At 41.9% G+C, this 25,322-nt stretch carries 17 protein-coding genes and 5 pseudogenes; 5 read left to right on the plus strand and 17 right to left on the minus strand.

The window, feature by feature from the left end; all coding sequences use genetic code 11:
* Positions 1 to 585: 585 nt before the first annotated feature.
* Positions 586 to 1,407: pseudogene (locus OC193_RS25805) on the plus strand (IS5 family transposase).
* On the opposite strand, the gene OC193_RS25810 reads toward OC193_RS25805, so the two are convergent.
* The 8 genes and pseudogenes from OC193_RS25810 to OC193_RS25850 form a co-directional block, all read right to left on the minus strand.
* Complete coding sequence (locus tag OC193_RS25810; protein ID WP_055318343.1) at positions 1,333 to 1,578, minus strand: hypothetical protein; 246 nt, start codon at positions 1,576 to 1,578, stop codon at positions 1,333 to 1,335. The pseudogene OC193_RS25805 and the gene OC193_RS25810 sit on opposite strands and share 75 nt — an antisense overlap.
* Before the next feature lie 332 nt (positions 1,579 to 1,910).
* Positions 1,911 to 2,141, minus strand: coding sequence for a hypothetical protein (locus tag OC193_RS25820; protein ID WP_048659221.1), 231 nt, complete (start codon positions 2,139 to 2,141; stop codon positions 1,911 to 1,913).
* Between the two features lie 98 nt (positions 2,142 to 2,239).
* Positions 2,240 to 2,563 (minus strand): hypothetical protein, encoded by a 324-nt coding sequence (locus OC193_RS25825; protein ID WP_048659222.1) that lies wholly within the window; start codon positions 2,561 to 2,563, stop codon positions 2,240 to 2,242.
* A 177-nt stretch (positions 2,564 to 2,740) separates the two neighbouring features.
* On the minus strand, positions 2,741 to 5,461 hold the full coding sequence (locus OC193_RS25830; protein WP_048659223.1) for a heavy metal translocating P-type ATPase: 2,721 nt from the start codon (positions 5,459 to 5,461) through the stop codon (positions 2,741 to 2,743).
* Entirely contained in the window at positions 5,451 to 5,897 is a 447-nt protein-coding gene (locus tag OC193_RS25835; RefSeq protein WP_048659224.1) for a MerR family transcriptional regulator, read from the minus strand. The genes OC193_RS25830 and OC193_RS25835 overlap by 11 nt, the downstream gene beginning before the upstream one ends.
* Positions 5,898 to 6,651: 754 nt before the next feature.
* Positions 6,652 to 7,092 carry a DUF411 domain-containing protein gene (locus OC193_RS25840; RefSeq protein ID WP_048659225.1) on the minus strand — a complete coding sequence of 147 codons (441 nt, stop codon included), beginning with the start codon at positions 7,090 to 7,092 and terminating at the stop codon, positions 6,652 to 6,654.
* A gap of 17 nt (positions 7,093 to 7,109) precedes the next feature.
* A complete protein-coding gene (locus OC193_RS25845; protein WP_048659226.1) occupies positions 7,110 to 7,751 on the minus strand; it encodes a c-type cytochrome in 642 nt (213 codons plus the stop codon).
* Between the two features lie 718 nt (positions 7,752 to 8,469).
* Positions 8,470 to 8,643: pseudogene (locus OC193_RS25850) on the minus strand (IS630 family transposase); the annotation flags it as partial.
* A 122-nt stretch (positions 8,644 to 8,765) separates the two neighbouring features.
* On the opposite strand from OC193_RS25850, the pseudogene OC193_RS25855 reads away from it, so the two are divergent.
* The 4 genes and pseudogenes from OC193_RS25855 to OC193_RS26130 form a co-directional block, all read left to right on the plus strand.
* A pseudogene (locus OC193_RS25855) lies at positions 8,766 to 9,002 on the plus strand (hypothetical protein); the annotation flags it as partial.
* Between the two features lie 158 nt (positions 9,003 to 9,160).
* A complete protein-coding gene (gene lamB / locus OC193_RS25860; RefSeq protein WP_048659228.1) occupies positions 9,161 to 10,390 on the plus strand; it encodes a maltoporin LamB in 1,230 nt (409 codons plus the stop codon).
* 706 nt (positions 10,391 to 11,096) lie between these two features.
* Positions 11,097 to 11,636 (plus strand): annotated as a pseudogene (locus OC193_RS26125) (IS256 family transposase); the annotation flags it as partial.
* Between the two features lie 44 nt (positions 11,637 to 11,680).
* Complete coding sequence (locus OC193_RS26130) at positions 11,681 to 12,106, plus strand: IS256 family transposase (RefSeq protein WP_048659230.1); 426 nt, start codon at positions 11,681 to 11,683, stop codon at positions 12,104 to 12,106.
* Positions 12,107 to 12,177: 71 nt separating this feature from the next.
* Here OC193_RS26130 and copI read toward each other — a convergent pair whose 3' ends face one another.
* From copI to OC193_RS25910, 9 genes and pseudogenes are all read right to left on the minus strand, one after another.
* Complete coding sequence (copI, locus tag OC193_RS25870) at positions 12,178 to 12,681, minus strand: copper-resistant cuproprotein CopI (protein WP_048659231.1); 504 nt, start codon at positions 12,679 to 12,681, stop codon at positions 12,178 to 12,180.
* A 30-nt stretch (positions 12,682 to 12,711) separates the two neighbouring features.
* Complete coding sequence (locus OC193_RS25875; RefSeq protein WP_048659232.1) at positions 12,712 to 15,831, minus strand: efflux RND transporter permease subunit; 3,120 nt, start codon at positions 15,829 to 15,831, stop codon at positions 12,712 to 12,714.
* Positions 15,828 to 17,300, minus strand: a complete 1,473-nt coding sequence (locus tag OC193_RS25880) for an efflux RND transporter periplasmic adaptor subunit (protein ID WP_048659233.1) — start codon at positions 17,298 to 17,300, stop codon at positions 15,828 to 15,830. Before OC193_RS25880 ends, OC193_RS25875 begins: the two co-directional genes overlap by 4 nt.
* 15 nt (positions 17,301 to 17,315) lie before the next feature.
* Positions 17,316 to 18,680, minus strand: coding sequence for a TolC family protein (locus tag OC193_RS25885; protein ID WP_048659234.1), 1,365 nt, complete (start codon positions 18,678 to 18,680; stop codon positions 17,316 to 17,318).
* Between the two features lie 675 nt (positions 18,681 to 19,355).
* Positions 19,356 to 19,733: a DUF3316 domain-containing protein gene (locus OC193_RS25890; RefSeq protein ID WP_048659246.1), complete on the minus strand. Its 378-nt coding sequence runs from the start codon at positions 19,731 to 19,733 to the stop codon at positions 19,356 to 19,358.
* Positions 19,734 to 19,938: 205 nt separating this feature from the next.
* Positions 19,939 to 21,279 (minus strand): heavy metal sensor histidine kinase, encoded by a 1,341-nt coding sequence (locus OC193_RS25895; RefSeq protein WP_048659235.1) that lies wholly within the window; start codon positions 21,277 to 21,279, stop codon positions 19,939 to 19,941.
* On the minus strand, positions 21,276 to 21,959 hold the full coding sequence (locus OC193_RS25900; protein ID WP_048659236.1) for a heavy metal response regulator transcription factor: 684 nt from the start codon (positions 21,957 to 21,959) through the stop codon (positions 21,276 to 21,278). Before OC193_RS25900 ends, OC193_RS25895 begins: the two co-directional genes overlap by 4 nt.
* An 827-nt stretch (positions 21,960 to 22,786) precedes the next feature.
* Positions 22,787 to 24,127: a hypothetical protein gene (locus OC193_RS25905; RefSeq protein ID WP_230682250.1), complete on the minus strand. Its 1,341-nt coding sequence runs from the start codon at positions 24,125 to 24,127 to the stop codon at positions 22,787 to 22,789.
* 506 nt (positions 24,128 to 24,633) lie between these two features.
* Positions 24,634 to 25,258, minus strand: a pseudogene (locus OC193_RS25910) (IS630 family transposase); the annotation flags it as partial.
* Positions 25,259 to 25,322: the final 64 nt, after the last annotated feature.

The raw sequence follows: 25,322 nt of genomic DNA on the forward strand, positions 1-25,322 counted from the left end.
AAAACCAACGCTTAAGACGGATTCTAACAGATGTATTCATCATGCACTCCAACAATCCTAATTTAATGAGAAATCAAGCATCTTCAATGATCACGGGATAAATAAGAGATGAAAAATACCCTCTGCATCGTAAAGTTTAACCTTTGCCTCTAAGCCTATTAATTTTTCTGTACTTACTAATTAAGAACAATGGCGTTATGTCTTATCTTTATGGTTTATTTCATGACAAATTTGTCATTCTTTGGTCAGGAATAATTCATTATATTTTATTTATACTGGAATCCACTGCTTACTCATATGGGAACATTTGAGGTTTATTCTTTTTCTGTACCATTTATAGCTGAGCATTAGGCTCAGCTTTTTTATTACCACTACTTAATAAACATTATTTCTATCTAATACGAAAAATCTGGTTCGCTCTTTTCACCAAAGAAACAAGTAGTACTGATATGAACTACTAGCAATAGACCTAAGGAAGAAGGCACCAATTTTCATATTTGTTGATCTTCCTAGCTTTGTTGCAGAAATCGAATGAACTAAATCTTACGAGCAGATCCGGGATATTCATTCACTGACTTTGATTTCATGCAAAAACCTCGCTACCAAACCACTAACTGACCCAAGTACAATAACTCCTTAGTCAACTGAGGTTCACTCACGTTTTGGATTGACGAAGAGGCGATAACTGAGTGGAAACAACCTAAACAGGATAGACGTGGAAGACCACGTAGGTTTAGTGATTTAGCTATCACAACGACTCTCATGGTAAAGCGCACCTTTGCCTTACCCTTTAAGGCCGCTATTCAGCACCTAGCAATTGATGCAACTGGATTCCAAGTATACGTGAAGGCGAATGGAAAAAGTGAAAAAGCATGGAACCAATAGTAAGCGTCGAGCTTGGCGCAAACTCCATCTTACTGTTGATACCGATACTCATGAAATTATCGCAGCTGAGCTGACACTATCAGGCGTAACAGATGATGAGGTACTACTAAAACAAACACGCCGAGCCATCAAGGAGATCTCTGGAAATGGCGCATACGATACAAGGGAGTGTCACAGGGCGATTAGAGTTAAGAAAGCTATCCCTTTAATCCCTCCACGTGAGGGAGCCGCCTTCTAGGAAAGGGCCATCCACACAATCTGGCGGTTAGCTGCCAGAAACTTAATGGATCGAACAAAAAGTGGAAACAGAAGTATGGTTATCACAGGCGTTCACTCTAAGAAACCGCAATGTATCGCGTGAAACAGCTACTTGGAGCCTCACTCACTCTTCATAATTACAATGCACAAGTTGGGGAGACTTACGCTCTGGGCAAAGCCCTCAACAAGTTAACAGGGATAGGTAGGCACTCTCCAAATAATTTTCTGATTGATAAAGCTGATCTGCTTACTCAGTTGAATTGATAAACCACCAATAGCTGTTGTATTTCTACGAGCAATTTCACCAACGGATTCAAGATGTTCACAGACACGTTCCGCAACGACACTTTTCTGACCAGAAGCACTAGCAATTTGAGTATTCATATCAGAAATAATCGACACAGACTCTTCAATCGCCGATAGTGCATCTCCCATAAATCGACCCTATTCAACACTGGACAGGGTCTGATTTTTACCATCGTTCATTGTTTGAACAGCATCTTAAATTCCATGTTGTAGTTTTTCAATAATGGTATGTATTTGAGTTATTGACTCTCGAGTTCGCTGCGCAAGTAGCCTTACTTCATCGGCAACCCGCAGCCATGTCCCCCGCTCTTGCTACCTCAATAGCGGTATTTAAAGCAAGAAGATTCGTTTACTCTGCGACTTCATAGATAACATTTAATTATACATGGAATCGGTAACTAGCTTTCTTTTTCCATCATATTTTTTTGCATTACTTTGTCGCAACCTTTCTCAGACATCATCTAATGCATTTCAGTCATCATGGCATACATTTGCGGTATCATCTGCTGGTGATTTTCCATGTTCTGCATCATATCCATCATCGGCATATCAGCAGATGAAGTCGCATTGCTGTCTGAACTGTGGTGTTGATTATGTGAACCTTCAGTAACGCTATCTTTTACCATATCCTGTGCAAATATTGGTGTGGAAATAAGGCTAGCGCTCAGCATTGTTGTAAGAACAGTTTTCATTATTCATTCTTATTCTCTTCTTTAAATTTAAAGTTATAGGCGTTATCAAAAGACTTAGGAATATTGGTTTCCTCATTCGTTGCTTTGAATGAGATAAATCAAGCGCTAAATCGACCACCATCATTAGTTTTATGCTCTACCTTTTGCACATCTTTCTTATGCTGCTGTTCTTGAGAATCATCCTGATCTGTTGTACTTCCTGGCATCATAAATTTCATCATCACCCCGTGCATGACCAGACATAAAATCAGAGGCACAAGTGCGGTACCAAGCAAAGATGGACTAAACGAACTCATGGTTGAGGAGAGAACTAGGAACGGTATTCCGACCATCAGCAAAACACATAGAAGCATCACCCAACCATGGCCTTTGTGCTTACCGTGTCCCGAATGGCAACTGTGATTTTTATTGTTAGCTTTCATAACTTTCTCCAAATTACTTACTCTATCTAGTGCTGATCTTAGCCTACAGGACCTGTCAGTAATCGGACGGTAATGATGACAATATTGTCATTTTCTGCCGAGTTGTTTCCCCCAAAACCACCAGATGATCAGTACAATGGCTGTAATACCTATTACGTTCACCCACATATCAACCTCCTATTTATTACCGATAGAACGGCCAGGCTTGTATAAGCGCAAGCGGTTTGCGTTAGTGACGACCGTAACAGATGACAACGACATTGCTGCGCCTGCAATGATTGGGCTTAGAAGCCAACCCGTAAATGGAAATAGTAATCCTGCTGCGACTGGTATACCCAGGGAGTTATAAATGAACGCCCCCCAGAGGTTCTGTTTGATATTCGTCATCGTTGCACTGCTGATCCCTATAACATCTGAAATACCATGTAGAGAGCTTCGCATCAAAGTGATATCCGCACTCTCAATGGCAACATCAGTGCCACTTCCGATAGCAAACCCAACGTCGGACTGAGCAAGTGCCGGAGCATCATTGATCCCATCGCCCACCATGCCGACAACTTTTCCCTGTGCCTGAAACTCTTTAATCCAACGAAGCTTATCCTCTGGCATTAGCCCTGCGTAAAACTCGTCAACATTTGACAAGCTCGCAACCGCCCTAGCCGTATTTTCGTTATCTCCGGTCAGCATGACTACATGAATACCTTGTTTGTGAAAACGATCAATCGCACTTCGGGCATCTTCTCTTATAGGATCGCTGATACCAAAAAGAGCCTGAATATCGTTATCTACAGCGAAGTACACCACAGTATTTGCATCTTGCTCCCACAGAATGGCGTATTCACTCACAGTCTCTGTTTTCAGTCCAAATCGATTCATCAGCTTATCGTTACCAAGGAGCAACCTTTTCCCGTTGTAGTGAGCCTGCACTCCCATACCGGTTAAGGACTCAAACTCGGATACTTGTGGTAACTCTTCAGATTGAACGTGGTGTTGCGCATAACTGATTAATGCCTGCGCCAATGGGTGATTAGAGCCTTTTTCCAAAGACTCAACCAGCGACAAAATATTTTCTTCACCCGAAAAGACACGGAAGTTTGTGACCTCAGGTTTACCCTGTGTGATGGTCCCGGTTTTATCCAGTACGACAACATCCAATTCACTTGCCCGCTGTAAGGCTTCTCCGTTGCGGATCAAACCACCAAACTCTGCCGCCTTCCCAACTCCAATCATGGTAGATATTGGTGTCGCCAGTCCGAGAGCGCAAGGACAAGCTATAATAAGTACTGAGGTTGCGGCAACAATCATATAGGCCAGCGTTGGCTGCGGACCAACGTTGTACCATATCAAAGCAGTAATAATGGATAAGATCATAACTGTTGGTACAAAAACGGCAGAAACCTTGTCGGCTAAGTGACTAATAGGAGGTTTCGAGTTCTGCGCATTGGAGACCATGCTGATAATCTGAGCAAGAACAGTGTCACTACCTACCTTTTTCGCTTCAAACACAAAACTTCCCTGACCGTTTATGGTACCTGCGGATACCTGACTGCCCTGTTGCTTCTCTATAGGAATCGGTTCACCGGTTAACATAGACTCATCTATCGTCGTACACCCATCAGTGACCACACCGTCCACAGGAATATTCTCACCTGCTCTTACTCGGATCTTGTCACCTCGCATTACCTGTTCGACAGGAACGGATACATCTTGTCCGTCTCGAATCACCACCGCTTTTTTTACTCTCAGATCAAGTAACCGTCTGATAGCCTGAGACGTTCTGCCCCTGGCCCGAACCTCAAGCGCTTGCCCAAGGTTAATCAAACCGATTATCATTGCGGTCGCCTCAAAATAGAGGTGTCTGGCACTTTCAGGTAACCATTGAGGTCCTAAAACTACCACCATTGAATAGAGCCAAGCCGTCCCTGTGCCGAGTGCAATAAGGGTATCCATGTTGGCGTTACGATTTAAGAAAGCTTTCCAGGCACCCTTAAAAAAATGTCTGCCAGCTCGCCACAAAATAACCAATGTCAACAAACCTATACCAAGCCAGAGAGCTTGCTCTGAGAGGGTATTTACGTTCATAGGGCCACCCAGCAGACCATACCCCATCAATGGAACACCCAATCCCAGACCGATAATACTTTGCCTGATTTTAAACTGATACTCTTGGGCTTCCTGCTCTGCTTTAATATCTTCCGTCTCATCAGCATCAACGATTTCACTGGCATCGTAACCAACCGCCTGAATCGCCTGAATAAGTGAAAGTGTTGATTGATGATACTGAACGGTCGCTGTACGGTTGGCAAAGTTGACATCCACCGATTCAACGCCTTCCAGATTTGTCAGAGCTACCTCAATGGTATTGACACAACTGGCGCATGTCACTCCCACTAAAGCCAGATTCACCGTCTGTTTTTGAGCAAATAAATCCATATAAACACTGGTCGTATTAGCTTCAACCACATCGGAAACAGCGGTATTCCGCTCTTCGTTTAGGCCACTGTATCCTAACTCTAGTAAAATACGTTCCACCTCTGAATCATTGACATGGCTATTGACAACTAACCGCTGAGCAAAAATGTCCACTGACACATCAGCGTTGTTATCAACATATCTAATGCCAGACGTGATTTTTTTAACGCAGTTTTGGCAAGAAACGTTAGCCAATGTTGTTTCGTATTGGTGAATTACGGGCAAAGTAACAGCATACCCAGTACTGGAAATAATTTGTATGGCGGTTTCTGGTTCCAATGTGGTAATAAGATCTACTTCATCGTTACTATTATTAATAACTAGCGAGATATCAGGATCGCTTTCCCTTAAAGCAGAAATGATCTTTGTAACACAATTGCCGCAACTGACACCTGATAACGCAAGAGAATATTGTTTAACCTTCATTTTTTTCCTCCTGAGAGGTAATCGATGGATGTTTATCTGACCAGTCTTCAATCAGGCAGCATATAGCCTTCCCGTCAGGAGTCATGTCTGGTTCATGTACCCACTCGGAATAAGTTTCTTCCATAACAGCCAGGTGAATCTGATATTCTTTAATTTTTTGTTGTGTCTCAAAAATTATATCACTCAGCATTTTCCGTACTTTTGGACAGGGAGAATTTCCTTGCTGAGAATATTCTATGATCTCTTCAATCTGGCTTAAGCTAAAGCCAATACTTCGTGCATGACTAATAAACCGCAATCTATCCACAGCACTCGGTGGGTAAACCTTATAGCCGTTACTTGGGTCTTTTGTCGCAGAGATAAGTCCTTTTCTGGTATAAAAGCGAACCGTTTCCGCTGTAACTCCGACTGTCCGGGCAATTTCAGTTGTCAGCATACTTAACCCTCCGAATGGCAAAGAAATAATGAGATAACACAAAATTTCTATAGATAATCAACCAAATAAAAAAACTAACAACACAATGACCGCTAACATGCCTAAAGTCACTTTCAACAATAATTTAGGGTCACTGGTTCCGCCATTAGGCGCTTTATTACAACAACTCATAACGAACTCCTTACATATTTATCTATATTTCCATTCTGAGTTTAAAACCTGTGTGCGACACATATGTCAAGAGAATATCGTCAATTTTTTCGGTGCTCATTAGGGTCTAACCCTATACAATACAAGAAGAGAACATGAAGATGAGTAACTTAGAATAAATTGATTATTAATCGCCAAGTTACATTCCCTATAGATTTTACATAATCACCGACCTCTTCGTATTTTTAAACCCAGCTTATAGAAACCTGATAGACCTACGTATCCATATTATTGCGCTGCCCCGATGCGTTAACGGCACATGTACTAAAAACCTTGTATATTGAACAGAAATAATTATTATTTGATATAATACAGCTACTGAAAGGAATAGCCGGAATGACTATTTGGCAGCAAAATGCTCGTTAGCCAAAGAAATAAGCCAATACTAAAAACACACCTAACCCTTTAAGGATGGTACCCATTTTATTACTATTGGGACCTCCAGCTGGAGGCCGATTACAACAAATAATATTTTCTCCATATCATTTGTTGAATATTGCGCCGTACTGAGGCTCTAAAACATCAGCATTACCGTTATCGAGTACTAGTATTTTTTAAACAGACTGGGTTTACCTTCACTATCAAAAGCTACAACATTAAATCCTTGATATTTTTCTTCATCTCGGGCCATACCCGGCGAATAGCGAGGCATTCCCGGGACTGACAAACCTGATATATCCTGAGGTCGTTCTTTTAATAAACGAGCAATATCTGCTTCAGGAACGTGGCCTTCAATCATATAGCCATCGATAAGCGCCGTATGACATGAAGCGAGCTGTCTAGGCATATTGAATGGGACCTTTACTGAATCCCAATTTTCTTGTTTGTGAATATTGACGTGATATCCCGCCTTCTCCATTGTGGACGCCCATTGACTGCAACAGCCACATGTCGGTGACTTATAAAGCTCCACGACAGGCTTAGCGAAAGTGCTTGCACTAAAAATAAGAGCTGAAATAGCGGTAATATTAAGATACTTATTCATTATAATTTTCCTTTTATTCAGAACCTGAAGGACATATCAAGAACATGCTGGTTGTATTGCAATCTGTATTCATCGGGTTGTGCTTTCCACGTATACGATTCTGTTGCATAGGGTTCGATTGAAAGTGTGTAACCATCACCAATCGGCATCAAAGACAAATCGATAGAGTCAAAAGTTTTGTTGAAGATAACCAGTTGATTATCTGATTCTTTATCAATTTCCACCTTGGTGTATGAAGCCTCTCCATCAATCGTCCACTCAATGATTTCCAATTTACCCAAAGCTTTGAGATATCCAGCCAGAGCATATTTATCTCCATCGCTAAGCGCATTATTCAGTAGCTTCATTGTTGGCTCATTCTGAAGGGCATAATTTATCTGGCTTAGTGAATGATCTCTTATATTTCCCCCCACGTTACCGCCCCCTTGAGCAAACAGCCCGTGGCATGCGGTGCATCCATAGCCACCAACCGTACGAAAAAGGTTTTGGGCTTGTTTAAATTCAGCAGAATCCAGTGCTAATGCTGGTACGTCTTGGTTCACTTCTTTCAAACCAGAGTCCCTCTCTGAGTCATGCATCCCCTCATGAGCGAATGCTGTGATCGAATTCAATACAAGTAGCAAGGCAGCAAAGCAAACTAAAGGTTTTCGAATACCCACTGATGATTCCCCTTTTCGAGTTGATAGACACTACAAAAATAATCGTTAGTTAATAACGAAATTGAGCAGGTTATACAGACAAACTTCATGTAAGATAAACATGTCAAAGTCAATGTTAACGAGGATATTAGCCCTTTAGAAGAAATCAGACTATTGGAGGGTGATTCAAAGTGCCTGTTACCGAGTTAACATACTCAGAAGTTTCCTTGAAGAAAGGGATACGTTGGGGGATTCGATAGTTTGTAATGATGACTTGAGAAATGAGCAGAGCGCTAGCTGCACAGCTCGAAGAGTAGCACGGATGCTCTGGATTCATATCATTGGTTGAATCATGACAATCTGTTTCGGTCGTTATTGATTCTAGTTGTGATGACAAACACTTTAAATGCTCATAATGTGAAAGAAACGATACAGTTAAAGAGTCGCCCCTGTTTTTGAGCGGTATATTAAAAGAGGCACTGGCAGATACACTAGAGAACAATAAAGCAAACAGTGTGAGTCCAGTTAACCAAATTGTGTACAACGATTTTAGCATCACAACCTCTCAGAAATCCTTACAAAATTGTGTTTATGACACAACCTAAAAGAAATTATAAACCCTTCCCTTAGGGGAAGGTCAATAGTATTAATACTTCGCTTCACAATCATGCTCCATCACGTCTGGTTAACCCATTAAATCCGAGTTAATTTCCATACTATGCTGCATAGGTATACCGAATCAACTTGAAGATGCAAGCTTGAGAATCTGAAAATTATCATTAATTCGAGATGTCAAAGAGCCTGCGTTCTCTGGAAGAGTCACTGCAAAAAATTGGTCTATTGCTGCCTTGAAGTCCCGTTTTCTTTTGAAGTAAACGTTGTTCCTCGACTTCTCATTCATTACTTTCCATAGCTCTGGACTTGCAACAGCAATTGTATCCTTGTGCACATCAAGCCCGATATAAGCAGAATAGTTGACGGATTCCATATTGATGACCTCCAAAAACACACCAGTAGGTAAGTCTAAGTATATAAGGTCATACCATCTGGTTATTCTCCAATACACCCAATGGTGCTGATACGAGCGCGATGCTTTACAGCATCGTCGAGACAGCGGAAGCCAACGGCCTTATCCTCTATGACTACATGGTCAATTGTATAAAAGAGCTAGCGAAAGCTGAGCCAGGTATCGATGGACTCCTACCTTGGACTTCAAGCACTAGCACTCTCGCCCCGTTAGTTCATGGGGCGGATGCTTTATTTGAGCGTTAAGTTACATTATATAATCTGTAACCACATTTTAGTGAGCAATTTTATCCGCAGGCACCTCATATGATGGTTTTGTCATTTTTCTGACAGATTCTCGTCACTTTCAAAAACTTAGTCTGACACCAATTAGTAAATAAAACGTCAATAAAGAGGTGTTAATAATGAAACTCAAAAAGACAATATTAGTGGTGTCCGTATTTAGTGCTTTTAATGCGTTAGCTGATTCTGATACTTCCTATTTTGGGTATATTCGTAGTGGTATTGGTATGAGTGGAAACAATGGACAGGATGTTCAGTTCCACAAGAACCAATTAGGTCGCTTAGGTAATGAGAATGATACCTATGGCGAATGGGGCATTAAGAATGAGGTATACAATCAAAATGGTGTATCTTTCGACGTTGAGTCGATGGCTGCTATTTATACCGATGGTTCTACGGGATGGGAAACCAGCAATGATAAAGATTTCACCGTTGTTCTTCCTCAAATTAATGTTCAGGCGAAGGGGATAATCAAGTCCGATCCTGAAGCAACGCTTTGGGCTGGGAAACGTTATTATCAAAGACATAATGTCGATTTGGCGGACTTTTACTATTGGAATATTTCTGGAGCAGGTGCTGGTGTTGAAGGCATCCAAACTGAATCAGGCAAACTCTCAGTTGCCTGGATAAGAACAGACCGTGATAAAGTCATCGACGAAGGAAGCAAGAGCGGAGTCTTGAACGTCAATGTCTTGGATGCTCGATTGGCAGATATCCCACTTTGGAGAAATGCGTCTTTAGAGGTGGGGGGAGATTATGCAATCGCTAATGAAAGTAGTAGTTATAAAGGGGATGTGAGAAATGGTTTCTTATTCAATGTAGAGCTAACGCAAAATTTTAGTTTTGGTAACAACAAAACGGTTTTCCAGTACGGTACAGAAGGCTACGGTAAAACAATAGCTGACTATGGTGACGGTTCCTGGTATGGGGCTGAAGCTGAGAGCGGAGCAGCAGCGTACAGAATTATTAACTGGGGGGTTATCCAAATTGCAGATCAATGGGAAATGGGGCATCAGCTAGTCTGGTCATCTTCAACCGATGATATTGATGTTGGTCAGACAAAAGATATCTCTTATTTTTCTTCCGTTGTGCGCCCGGTTTACAAATGGGACGAGAATATGAAGACCTTGTTTGAAGTAGGATATTTTAATAGAAATGTAGGCGACGGCTCCGCAGAGTCAGGGAGTAAAATTACAGTGGCTCAAGCTTGGACCGCGGGTTTAAGTTATTGGGCAAGACCAGAAATCCGTTTGTATGCCAGTCATTTTACCGACTTCGATAATACGGATGCTTTAGGACCAGGAAAAGACAGTGAATTTAATTTAGGTGTACAAGCTGAGGTTTGGTGGTAATCAGATAAAACATCATTTTATAGAAAACCATAATCCGAGTGGTATTCAGTCACTCGGATTTTTATGTATGAAATTTATGAGCAGCACTATTAATTATATATGATTGAACTTTTTCATTTTAGATGTAATGATGTCTATTGGGGTTCATCGAAAAAGTAAAATACTTTTATGGCATTATTGTCATTTTTTTGGTCAGGCGAAGTTCAGGTGTGGCTCTTTATACTGACACTGTTCCTAGTTTACTGATGATAAAAAAGTACATCGACGTAATCGTATTTTTCATTCACTCTTGGGCTTTGTTGCGTAAAAGAATCATCTACTTCAACAGTTGCCTATCAAACAGTGAAAGGCTTATTGCTTGGAAGATAACTGAAGCGTCATTAGAGTTTTATTCTGAATCCACATGTGGTTTCTGCGTAAACTCACTATATACGCAACAAGGCCGCTTGATGGGTAAAAGTTACTTTTATTATAGCTTAGTGTTCTAAATAGAGCCCGTCATGGCTAAGGATAAGCAATATGGATAAGAAAGCTTTAGAAGCCTTCGCTCGCGAAGCTGCTAATTCAATTAAGACTCCTTTGATGACTTCAGGAAAATGTTAACCAAGGTGACTGTTGAGACAGCTTTAAATGCTGAACTTGAGCTCACCTTGGCTACGAAAAACACTCACCGACCAACGATAGTAACAGTCGAAATGGCTACTATTCTAAACGCCTAATTACTGACGATGGTGAGCTCCAGCTAGGAATCCCTCGTGACCGTGACGCGTCCTTTGAACCCAAGCTCGTTCGTAAGCATCAAACTCGATTCCAATCGATGGACGACAAGATCTTAAGCTTGTATGCCAAAGGAATGACTACCCGAGAAATCGTCGCAACCTTCAAAGAAATGTACGATGCTGATATATCCGCCAGTCGAATATCTAAAGTCACTGATGCTGTTTTAGAACAAGTTGTGGAGTGATAATCTCACCCTCTTGATTCGGTTTATCCCATCGTTTATCTGGACTGCATTGTTGTGAAGGTGCGCCAAAATAAGCAAGTCATTAACAAAGCCATTTACCTTGCTCTCGGCGTCAATATGGAAGGTCAGAAAGAACTTCTTGGGATGTGGACGTCCGAGACTGAAGGGGCGAGGTTCTGGCTTAGCGTACTCACCGAGCTTCAAAATCGAGGTGTGAATGATCTCCTCATCGCGTGTGTTGATGGCCTCAAGGGCTTTCCTGATGCCATCAATACCGTTTAAAAACTCAAATCCAGCTCTGTATCGTACACATGGTACGAAACTCAATGAAATACGTTCCGTGGAAAGACTACAAAACCATTACCGCAGACTTAAAGGAAATCTATCAAGCTACGACTGAAGATGAAGCTCTGTTGGCGCTAGAGCACTTTGGTGATAAATGGGATGAAAAGTACCCTCAAATCAGTCGCTCATGGACGGCTCATTGGGATAATCTCAATACTCTGTTCAGCTACCCTCAAGATATCCGTAGAGCTATCTATACAACGAATGCGATTGAATCTCTGAACAGCGTGATCAGAAAAGCGACCAAGAAACGTAAACTATTCCCGACAGATGAATCGGCTAGAAAGGTGGTGTACCTAGCGATAATGAATGCTTCCAAGAGGTGGACAATGCCAATCCATCACTGGAAGCAAGCTCTAAACCGTTTTATGATTATGTTCGAAGAGCAACTAACTGAATACTTGTAACCAAGAGCAGTTACACAGAATTATTTACAGGGTCTAGAACCCCAAAAGATAGCTCTTGGGGCTCATCGGGGTTAAAGTTTTATGTCTTTAGTCATCCCCGCTTCAGCGTGTCCCGGAATGTTGCATGCAAGCTCTACATTTTTATCACCGTGGAAACTCCAGATTAGTTGTTCCGCTTTACCTGGCTCGACGGTGATAGAATTGCCTGAACTGCCTGAATGATGCATTTGCTGGCTGCTCATCTTTCTCATCATTTCTCTGTGTTCTAATTGCTCTTTTTCAGAACCAATCGAAAATTCGTGGTTGATTTTTCCGGTATTCATAACCACAAACTGAACAACATCGTTTGGTTCAATCTTTATTTCTTCTTTAAAGGTGATTTTCATATCGTCTGAGAGCATGACGTAAGCGATTTTAGTCGGTTTTAAACTAGGCGCAGGCATGCCGACATCAGACATCCCTTCTGAATTTATCGTATTACCATGATCCATTGATCCTTGGTTAGTCATTGTCATATCCGCTAGTGCAATAGAAGAACTTATCGTCAGGGCAATAGCTAGTGCGAGTTTTTTCATGTATATATTCCTTAATATTGGAGCTGATATTTACTTTGTTTCGCGCTGTTTCCACAGCTTAAACATTGCTGGGATAACGAGCAGAGTCAGTAGCAGGGCCGAGGCCATACCACCAATCATAGGAGCGGCAATTCGCTGCATAATTTGGGAGCCGGCGCCTTCTCCATACATAATGGGGATCAAGCCAATAATAACGGTGACGACAGTCATCATTACTGGACGGACACGCAATCCTGCGCCTTCACGAATGGCGTTGTTGAGGTCATCAGGCAGTATGGGAACTTTTTTATCCTGAGCTTTCAGCTTGGTGAAATGCCAGGCCTGATTGAGATAAACCAGCATGATCACTCCAATCTCTACGGCCACACCTGACAGAGCAATAAAACCGACCCCTACTGCGATAGACATGTTGTAGTTGAGAACGTACATCAGCCACAGCCCGCCAACCATCGCGAGTGGTAATGTCGTCATTATGATCAGTACTTCTCCCACACGACCAAAGCTGAAAAACAGCAGTAGCGTAATAATTGTGAGGGTAATTGGAATAACAATGCTGAGACGTTGTTTAGCACGCTCCATATATTCATACTGACCAGACCAGGCAAGTGAATAACCTGCTGGGAGTTTCAGCTCGTCTGCCACACGCTTTTGAGCCTCACTAACGTAAGAGCCGAGGTCACGGTCTTCAATGTCGACAAACACCCAGCCATTAGGACGAGCATTTTCGGTTTTAATCACAGGAGGACCATCTTCATAGCGAACATCTGCGACATCTGCCAATGCTATTCGAGCACCGTTTGGCGTAACTAATGTTAAGTTTTGCAGTTTATCGACAGAGTCGCGGTAGTCTTGTGGATAGCGAACATTGATAGGATAACGCTCAAGCCCTTCAATGGTTTCACCCACATTCATTCCGCCAACAGCCGTTGATACCACTTGCTGAACATCTTTAATACTCAACCCATAGCGTGCGGCGGCGCGACGCTTGATATCCACAGTCACATAGCGCCCACCGGCAACACGTTCTGCGTAGACAGAAGCGGTACCGCTAACACCATTTAAGATAGGTTCAAGCTCCGAGCCAATACGTTCAATCGTTTTTAGCTCCGGACCGACAATTTTAATACCAATAGGCGTTTTGATCCCAGTAGATAGCATGTCTATACGGGTTTTGATAGGCATTACCCAAGCATTGGTGACACCGGGGAACTGGATCAGACTATTGAATTCCTTACGCAGAGATTCTGTTGTTACTCCTTTTCGCCATTCTTCGTGAGGTTTCAATTGAATAACTGTTTCGATCATCGTCAGTGGCGCCGGATCAGTTGCTGTATCAGCGCGTCCAACTTTACCCCACACCGATTTTACTTCCGGAACGGTTTTTATTAGCTTATCCATTTGTTGCAATAATTCACGGGCTTTACCAATGGAAATACCAGGGAAAGTAGTTGGCATATACATCAAATCGCCCTCATCCAGAGGTGGAATAAATTCACTGCCAAGTTTGCTGGTTGGATAGTAAGCGGAAGCCATTAGTGCAATCGCAATTACTATCATAGATTTTGGATAATTAAGGCTAATATTTAGCAACGGACGATACAGCCCAACCAGTATTCTGTTTACTGGGTTCTTATGCTCAGGGAGAATTTTACCGCGGATAAAATAACCCATTAACACAGGGACTAATGTCACCGACAAGCCCGCCGATGCAGCCATTGCATAGGATTTCGTGAATGCCAAAGGTGAAAACATCTTTCCTTCCTGCCCTTCTAGGGCAAACACAGGGACAAAGCTTAGCGTAATGATAAGTAGTGAGAAAAATAACGGAGGACCCACTTCCTGAGCTGCATCTCCGATCACTTGCCAACGGTTTTCATCGGTAAGAGGCGTTCGTTCGATGTGCTTATGCACATTTTCTATCATTACGATGGCACCATCCACCATAGCGCCTATCGCAATGGCAATACCACCCAGTGACATGATATTGGCGTTGATACCTTGCAAGTGCATAACGATAAATGCGGACAGGATCCCGACAGGCAGGCTCAGCGCGATAACTAAAGATGAACGAATATGGAACAGGAACAGTGCGCAGACAATCGCCACTACAATGAACTCTTCCGCCAGTTTTTTCCATAGGTTATCTACGGCTGCATTAATAAGCGTTGAACGGTCATAAGTCGGAACAATCTCAACACCTTCTGGCAGGCCATGTTTCAACTCCTCCAGTTTGGCTTTGACATTACTGATTACCTTGCTCGCATTCTCGCCAAAGCGCATCACAATAACGCCACCCACGGCTTCACCTTCTCCGTTGAGTTCGGAAATACCACGGCGCATTTGCGGGCCGACTGAGATATCAGCGAGATCACCCAGCATCAAAGGAGTCCCTTCTTTCGTTACTTTGAGTGGTAACGCCTGGATGTCCTCTATACTTGTCAGATAACCAGTGGTACGGACCATATGCTCTGCTTCAGCAACTTCAATAACGGATGCCCCGGCCTCCTGGTTACCGCTTTTAATGGCCATATTCACTTGTTGAAGCGTTAGGTCATAGGCTCGCAGTTTTGCCGGATCAATCTGGATTTGATACTGTTTAACCATGCCGCCAACGGTAGCCACTTCCGATACACCATCGACGGTTTGCAGTTCATATTTTAAGAACCAGTCCTGCAAACTGCGCAGCTGAGCTAAGTCATGCTGCCCGGTTTTATCCTGCAATACGTAACTGAACACCCAACCGACACCAGTCGCATCTGGCCCAAGTGTGGGTTTGGCATTCTCAGGCAGTTTAGGCGCAACTTGACTTAAATATTCCAACACCCGGGAGCGAGCCCAGTACATATCAGTTTTATCATTAAAAATGATATAAACGTAGGAGTCACCGAAGAAGGAGTAGCCACGAACGGTTTCCGCCCCAGGTACAGCCAGCATTGCTGTCGTGAGTGGGTAGGTGACTTGATCTTCTACAACCTGTGGTGCCTGTCCCGGATAGCTGGTTTTTATGATGACCTGCACATCGGAAAGATCCGGAATAGCGTCGACGGGAGTATTTTTAACACTAAACAGGCCCGCAGCAACCAGAGCAACCGTTGCCAGTAGCACGATAAGGCGATTGCTCAGGGACCAGCGAATAATGGTATTGATCATTGTTCGTCTCCTAGAGGCTCAATCTCTTTTAATGAAAAACTACCCTTATCTTTTTCAACTAGAAACCTAACACGGTAACCTTCCTTAAGATCAGATAACTCAATACCTGAATCAACTTTGAAATTCATCTTTCCCGCATCCCAGTCCCATTCGGTTACCGGTAAATGTTGAAGGGTAAGCAAGCCAAAATCTGCCATCAGCATGGTGATGTTGCCTTCTATCCATATACTTTCGCTGGTGCTAAGACCCTCAATACGCGACAAATCTGCGGATTGACTGGACTCTGAATCCAGCAAGAATTGAGCAGAAGATACGACGTTACTTTTATCGGTCAGTCCTTCAAGAACTTCGACCTTATCTCCTGCTTCACGTCCAATACGGATACGCGCAGAGCGGAACTTACCTTCCCCTTCGGACAGCACAACACGCGTCATGCCACCTGAACGAATGACCGCCGATTTTGGAATGGTCAGTACGGATTCATCGGTGATAGGCTGTAAGGTGATGTTGGCAAACATGTTAGGTTTCAGATCGCCTTGTGGATTAGGGAATTTAAGGCGTAGTCTGAGAGTTCGGGTTTGCGGATCTAAGATAGGATAGACGTAGTCAATTTCACTATCCCATTCCTGACCTGGAAGTGCATCCAGCGTCATTTTCGCTTTGCTGCCCGTTTTAACCCATTGCGATTGACGTTCAAAGACTTCGGCATCAACCCACACGTTATCAAGTGGGCCTGCACTTATCACGGTTTGAGCCGGTGACAAATACCCGCCTTCACGAACATTTAAGCTGGCAACGACACCGCCTGCTTTTGCTTTGATGTCTATGGCTTGAGACGCTCTGCCACGTTTTACGATGGACTGGATTTGGGGGCGGTCTACGCCCAATGTGATGAGGCGCTCGGTTGCGCCTTTGATTAAACCATCACGACCTGTACGATATGCATTGAGAAGTTCTTCCTGCGCCTTAACCAGTTCAGGTGAGTAAAGGGTAAACAAGATATCACCCTGATTCACTTTATCACCGATAGCGTTGACGTTAAGCTTTTCTATCCATCCGGCAACACGCACGTTAATTTGCCATAAACGGCTTTCATCGAACGCAATATAACCTACAGTGTCAATGCTTGGAGACAGCGGTGTAAGCTGTGCCTGGACCACTTTAACACCCAAATTGTTTTCAACGGAAGGATCAATGGTAACCGTTCCAGGTTTACTTTCTCCGGCGCCATCGTCGGCATAAACAGGAATTAAGTCCATACCCATTGGGGATTTGCCCGGCTTATCGCGTTTGTAACTTGGGTCCATGGGTGCACCCCAGTAAAGAGGCTCATTTTTGGCTTTAGCATTACTTGCGGTATTGCTGGTTGCCTCATTACCCAAAGCCGAATGCGTAAATACCGTTTGCACGCCAAAACCCAGTGTCGCGCCAATAATGAGCGCAATAGTTGTTACGTGAATAGTTTTCATTAGTTGACCTCGTTATTACTGCACTGACGATGTAGCGAGTTGTGGCGTATCTACCTGATATTGGTAGCTATTGAGTAGCGCTGACAGATTGTTATTCGTCAGATTTAAATCGGTAATAAGGCGTTGATATTCGAGTTTTAGAGCGAGCTCGTCTCGAGTGGCGAGGATCACATCATTGAATTGTGCTATGTTGTTCTGGTAACCGCGTTCAGTAGCTTTTACTTGAGAAATAGCCTGGAGAATCAGTGTTGATTCAAAACGTTCAATGCGTTGTGCCAGGTTATTTTTATCAACAAATAACGAGTTGACCTTCGCATTAAGCTGTTTGAGTAAGGTATCTTTTTGAGATTGAGCAGCGCCTACCTGATATTGAGCCGCGGCTAAGTTTCGGTCCTGACGGTTTCCTGTGAATAACGGTATATCCATGGTGATGAAGACACTGACCACATCCGATGCCTGTTCACCTTTTATGTTGTTGGTCTGACGATAGCCATACGCCATTTCTACACCAAATTGTGGTGCGTAGGACTCTTTTGCAATATCGACCTGAGTTCGACTGGCTTCAATGGAAGTATCGACCATACGCACTGTTGGGTACTGGTTAAGTCGCGAGTAATAGTTACCGTTATTCGTGGTCTTTTCCAACGCCTGCAAAACGGACCAGTCCAGAGTATTTGAAGCTTGTAACTGATTTGCACTGAGTAACCAATCAGATCCAAGCCACTCGGATAATTGAGCAGTCAGTCTTTGCTGTGTCTGTGCATTGGCTTGAAGTTTCTCCTCAAGCTTAGTCACCTGGAGCTGGGCGTTAATCAGATCCTGAGCTTCACTTTTACCGATGGCATAGTTGGTTTGAATAAAAGTTTCCAGTTCTTCCAGCAGTTGTTTGTTTTCTAATAGAATGTTATGCGCTACCTGTTGATAACCTAATTCTAGCCAGATTTTTGTGATCGAGCTGATAATTTCCAGCCCTCTAGCGAGAACTTTTAATTCTATACCACTAGCTTGCTGGTTGGCTTTTACACTATTTAGTTCAAGGGTGTCTCCACGACCAAATTGCTGTGAGATACCAGCAGATATATTGGTCATTGCATCTTCATCGAATGCGAAGCTGTCTAACGGCAGACCTGATACCCCAAATTTAAGTTTTGGATCTTGCAGAGTAGACCTGGCTTTCCCTATGGCTCGCATAGCCTGTGCTTGTGCATAGAATTGACGGCGAGAATCGTCATTCGTCAGTGCTGTCGCGATAATTTGAGACAGCTGATTGGCGGCCAGAGACTCTGCGTTACCTGGTTTTTGCTCACCAGCGTATAAAAACGTAGTCGTCCATGCCGCTGCGCTGATAGACAGCGCCAAAAGGCAATGTTTAAGTTTCACTTTTTTTATCCATTACAGAGCGCGTGACACGCACGGGAGTTTTTCCGTCTGAAATTACGGAACCTAAATATGTGAGATGGAATTAAGCGAGCGGAGGTCGATAGAGGTTTTCTGTCCTAAGGATAACATCACCAGAGATTGGAGATGTTATCAAGGCGAGTGAGGTACTAGCAGTGATTAAGATATGAGGTGTGGCTAGAGTCGCTACAAAGGCTACACAGGTGGTGTCACAGCAACGTTGGACTGTATTAGGGGCAACTTTACAGAACCCTTTAGTGCTTACAGTGTCTTTTTCATCAATATTTTGATGATGAAATAACATATTCTGTGTCTGATAATAACTCTTTAAGGAGATCGTTTGTAAATCGTGCGAATTTAAGCTGTCCATTACGGTTGAGCCTGATGAAAATCCAGACACAAGCAAAGCTGCTAATGTCCAGAGAGTGACCCAAGTTGTCGGAATGAAGTTTAAGCGCATACTCTACATCTATTCTTGAATGATAGTATTAAGTAAATCGATACGGCCTTATATATGTTCCAATATCATCGATTTAAATTACTGCAAACTAAAAAGTGACCCTACTTATTTATTTGCAGTAATACAAACAAAACTCGATAATGGGCAGGGTTAAGCATAAATAAGTTTATATTACACATTCACTTTTTCACAAAGATTTATCGATTACTATCACGCTCCGTGTAGTGTACTTTAATATTAACCTTACCCACGTATTCCAATTCACCATTTTCATTCATTTGCTCTTGTACTGTTACAAAGCCGGCATCCTCTAAATGTGTGCTTTTTGAATACGTGTTAAACATTAAAATGCGGAGTCCATTATTGAGTTCTTGCGCTGACATAGTTTTTAGGCGCTGCAGCTCAGATAATCCTAGTTGATAGGCTTCATCTGACGTAGTCGCTGGAGCCACAGGGACAGTTTTTGAATCTACGCGGCTGATATAATTACCACCATTATACGACGGTTGTGCGAATACAGGTACAGATGCCAGTGAGATTATAGAAGCAATAAGAGCTATTTTGATTGTATTCATATTTTTATCCTCAGAGTCATGATTTTCAACATTGCTATTATTGAACACTCCTGCTGACATTCTTCTTTCTGAACAATGACTTTTTTGTCATAAACGTGGCTTTGTAAAATAATCATTGGTTTATCTCAAAGCCTTTGAGAGCAAAAAACTGAGTTTATATTCAGCATAAAATGAATAAGAAACGAAAAAACCTGACCAAGCCCGTTTATGCCTCACCCTTTTTCATTGTCAGAGTAAACTCAGTGACTCTTTCACTGGAAGACACCGTGATTTCACCACCATGCATCTGAACAATAGAGCGGGTAATGGCTAACCCAAGCCCCGCGCCAATACTTCTGCTATGTTTCCTAGACTTGTCGGCTCGATAGAAGCGGTCAAACAGGTAGGCTAAAGCACTTTCTGGGATTGTCTCCCCAATATTTTTTATCTTGATAGAATTGTATTCTTCACCTTCTTCTGCAATCTGTATGGATACCACAGAACCAACATCACAATGCCTCAGCGCATTAGAAACAATATTACCAACGGCACGTTGCAGCATCTGTTTATCACAAAACTGCTCACCATCTCCACGTAACTCTAAACAAACTTCCTTTTCGTCAGCCATAAATTCATAGAATTCAAGCAGTGGCCTAATAACTTCTGCTAATTGAAGCATATCTTTATTAGTGTGAAGTAAATGATTTTCTGACTTAGCCAGGTAAAGTGTATCTTGAATAGTCTTGTTCAGCCTTTCCAACTCCTCCACATTGGAAAGGAGTATTTCCTCATATTCCTCCGCTGTTCTTTTGGAAGATAAAGAGACATGAGTCTGGGTCATAATGTTAGTCAAGGGAGTTCGGATTTCGTGTGCAATATCGGAAGAAAACTCACTCAACCGACTAAATCCATGCTGTAAGCGACCGAACATTTCATTTTGTGTTTCAACAAGTTGTATCAAATCTATAGGCAGTTTATCAACCGGGATTCTGATATCCAACCGATTAGGGCTAACTTTATTCATATACTGCTGTAAAACGCGCAGAGGCTTTAGGCCTTTGTGAACAATAAATACTGCATAGCCCCCTGATATCACGCTCGCAATGACAAATGTCCACAAAAGAACAATATTAAATTGACTAATAAATAAGAGATGGAGGTCGATATTGAGCCCAAGCACAATAGCGTCGTATTGTGGATGTTTTAACTGAAACCGGAAAGCGCGATATGTTTGTCCATCGACCGTCCATTCCATCGAGTTTAGCTTTTTTGCACTCTCGGGCAGAGAGAACGTCGTGTTTGTTAACACAGGCATGCCATCCCGATCTAATACCCAAAGGTAAGCTGATTCAGCCTTTAACGCTGTAATAGCGTTATCATTTAAACTATCAAACGAAGAAAAAATCGTCTGGTAATAATTATCGAGGCGTTTGTAATCTTGCTGATAAAAATGTTGTTTAATTGAATACTGAACAATTAAGGCAAATGAAGCAAGGACGATAAATGAAGACGCCATGTACATGACAATAAGCTTAGTTGCCATTGAATTTTTAAGTTTCAGCTTCATTCTAGAGAATCATCGAGTTTATAGCCCATCCCACGCACCGTATGAATTAATTTAACCTCATAGGGTTTATCAATTTTAGCTCGCAATCTTTTGACCGCCACATCAATAACATTAGTGTCACTATCAAAATTCATGTCCCATATCAAAGAGGAGATAAGTGAACGCGATAGAACTTCGCCACGTCTTTGTAGAAAGAGTTCTAACAAAGAGAACTCTTTGGCGGTCAGGACGATCGCGTCACCGCCTCTGTGACCTGTTCGTTTCAAAAGATCCAGAGATAAATCAGCGACAACTAAGGTCGCATCATTCTTCACCTGCCCGTTTTGGTGTCTTAACGCATTTTTGACCCGAGCAAGCAATTCAACAAAAGCAAAAGGTTTAACGACATAATCATTCGCTCCCAACTCCAGTCCCTTAACCCTGTCTTCAACCTGATCTTTCGCAGAAAGCATAATGATTGGCGTATCTAATTGGCTACTTCGCATTGTTTGTAGCACTTGCCAACCATTTAACTTTGGAAGCATGATATCTAATATGATGAGATCATAATGATTGGTGGTCGCCTGATAGAGTCCATCGACGCCGTCATAAGCAAGATCAACAACGTAGCCTGATTCTGTAAATCCCTTTTTTAAGTAACTGCCTGTTTTAGGCTCATCTTCAACAATTAATAACTTCATTTTTAATAAATATCATGGTGTTATATAGAGCTTTAATGTACATACTAGCTCATAAGATTCCCCCGGACATACCTAGGGCATTCATCCACGGATAAACCCGTGGTTTTCTGTACTCACAAAATAAATTGGATATTGCCGAATGAATGTTCAGCCAGTATCATTTAGCGAAAAAACAACAAACCCATAACGCTAGAGCATCAAGTCATTGTATCTTAATCGTGTGAATTGTCACGATGCTCTGCATAGTTATAACTGACGTTAAATTCACCTTTGTACAATATATGACCAGAACCGTTCATGAATTCCTATTCAGCTACATAACCGTTTTTATTCAAATGAATATCATTATTACTGTTGCTAGTGACCCCAAATTTATGATTGAGCTCTTGTCTATTTCATGTAGTTGCTGTACCCCAATTTATAGCCTTCTTTTTTTGAAGAGACCGCTTCGGAATATCCGTTCTTTCCTCAAAATTTCCATAAATATTAATATACTGGCCTACCAGGACGTTTCCACTTAGTAAAATCCGTTTTCATTGGATTTCCTTTTATTGCGTTGCTCTTTGAAACTTGATGACATCTTAATAGCACCATAGTGTTTTACTCTGGTATTTTAGGTGACAATTTTTCCATCTTTCCTTAAAATTTAATAAGTTGAAATCATTTCTTTATACCGGCGCTATACACTGTAAGATAATCAATAGAAATGGTCCGAATGGCTTTGATTAAAAATCATAAGAATAACATCATAATCTTGCATGATTTGGTAAAGCAGAAAAACGGTCAAGCGGCTGCTTGACCGTCATAATAAAATTAATTGTATTTAATTAAAATCCGACATTGAGCATAGCAACAATTTTGTATGTATCCTCGGAACTTTCTTGATAGAAATCCCCCATAAAACCGTATGAACCTCGTAAACTCAAGTCATATATACCAACAAATTTTTTGCCAAACTGTGCGGACAATTCAGCACCAAGACTCGAACCATTCGCCTGTGAAACACTCTGAGGGTCGTCGTCAGCCACTCTGAAGTAACCAGCCCCATACTTAATATAGTAGTCATTTTCTAGCATCTGATCACCAGAGAGCATCAACCCCAACAAGCCGTACCCTTGGTAAGCGGCATCATAAACTGCCTTACCGCCTTGCGAGCCATTGTTGTAGTAAGAATCGGTTCCAAATATCATCAAGTTACTACTGTAGAGCTCATACCCTGAATTATTTTCAGCAAAACGATCTGTACCATTCCTGCTGTCGTCTGCAGGAATATAGATACCGTGTAATTTAATATTACCGTCATTCCAATGTTTTTTAGCATAGAGATTTAACATGAATGCTTCGCCATCAGAAGCATTCGAGTCCATTCCCGACGCAATCTTATAGAAAACAGAACCGCTATAATCCATGTCACCATAAGAGAAGTCGATGTAGGACCCGAGATAAATATCATCCGTTCGAGCAGCTGTGCCATTAAGGGCATCTTCGTTCCTGTTGTTGATTGAGCCTCCAGTAAAACCGTAACTGAGATCATCGTTAGGGTTTAACTCACTATTCAACACATAAAAGTCTACGTCATCTGATGAATCTCTTTCTCCTTCATCCCATTTAAACCAACCCCCGCTCAGGCTGAGCATGCCTATACTGCCCAAAAACGATATGCCATTCATGTCATCATCAGTAACAAAACTCTCATATTTGCTAAAACCATACCCTTGAATGCCTGTTCGCACTTTCCAGTCCGTATTCGGTAGTCTAAAATCAACGTAAGCGTTTTTTGTTTCAATACCAACGCCGTCAGAACTGAGTTTGCCACCTGAACCAGCAACAGTCTTACTCCCTTTTTCACCAAAGGGAGCATCGTACTCACCGTACCAAACCACAGTAACATTTTCATGTAGGTTGCCGGTGACCTTCACGCGCAGACGTTGATCAACCCAAGTGCTACTATCATCGTCAGTTTCATCGAGGCTTTCCGCCGTGCTTTGCATGCGATAATAACCATTAAGCCTGATAGCAGATTGGTCATTTTTTAGTTTAGCTACTTCTGCGGTCAGATGTTCAATTTCTCCCTTCAAACCATCTACAGATGGTGAAGCGACATCAGCTAGTGCCGGTGCTGTAATTAGTAGCACTACCAAAGGGACTGTCATTTTTTTTTCAATCATTTATGCAATTTCCTTATGTCGCCGAAACTTGAAAAAAAACTATTGATTTTCATATGATTTTCGACATTCCTCCCCCCCTCTCTGCTATAGAAATAGAGGGATCATTTAATTGCATGCCAGTACTAACAGAGCCACGAATAAGACAAAGAAAAATACACCATATAATATTATGGTATCGCCCCAGTCAACAGAGTTAAAATACTGGCAAAGCAATATCACGTTGCTTTCTACTCAAAAATAATTAATCAGACAAGGCTTCTTAATTTTTCTAACTATGCATGTTTTTTAATAGGTAATCGTTCATCTAATTTATATAAAGGAGATAATAATAATTCACCCATGTCATAAAAATGACTTAAAAATGACATTTATGTCATTTATGTTTTCAGAACAGGGATAAATATAGAAAATAGTGATACAAGCATTTCATTGCGGTAGGAGAATATTTATAAATTTGATATTAATAAAAGCAATGTTAGGGTTAAAAATTAAAAGGTTATATACCCATGCAATTTCATGACTTTCCAAAGCCGCTCTATCGAATTTAAGTTTGGACTATATGAAGGAAGTAATGAAGCTCTATATTGAGCACTTTTGCCGCATTTATTACCATTTTTGACCGATGATAGGCCGCGCCATCAAGCACAGTTTGCTCCAGTGGATGCCCTTTATTGAGCTTCCAAAAGAAGCGAACAATGCTCTCGCTATCTACCGTATCATAAGTTTCTGTAATCGTTGCGCTAATATCTTTTAGTGGCAGAGCACCGATTAGATTAACTCTCGACTACCTGTCGTTTCAATAAACTTATCCTGTCCCTTGTGGAGCCAACCATAGCTGAGATTTGTTGATTAAGTAGGATGAACGGTATCCATGAAAAGCACAAGCGCCTCATTGGACTTAAACTTCTCGTTATAATCCTCGATAAATGCTTGCTGCTCTTCAGGTTTTAGCTTGTGTGGTACACCTTTAGGCTTTTTGTATGAAAAATCGTGGTGATGTAACCACTTGTTTATGTCTGTAACAGTGTAGCTCACACCGAATTCCGTTTCGACGTAATTAATGATTTGACGCGTATGGAAGTAGGTTTTCTCAGTTAAATGCTCGATGAGCTGCATTGTCTGAGTTGCTGTTTTTGCTCAGAAGTCAGTACAATTTTCATGGTACATAGCATGATCCTGATTTAATGATAAATCA

Source organism: Vibrio crassostreae, assembly GCF_024347415.1.
GTDB classification, from domain to species: Bacteria; Pseudomonadota; Gammaproteobacteria; order Enterobacterales; family Vibrionaceae; genus Vibrio; species Vibrio crassostreae.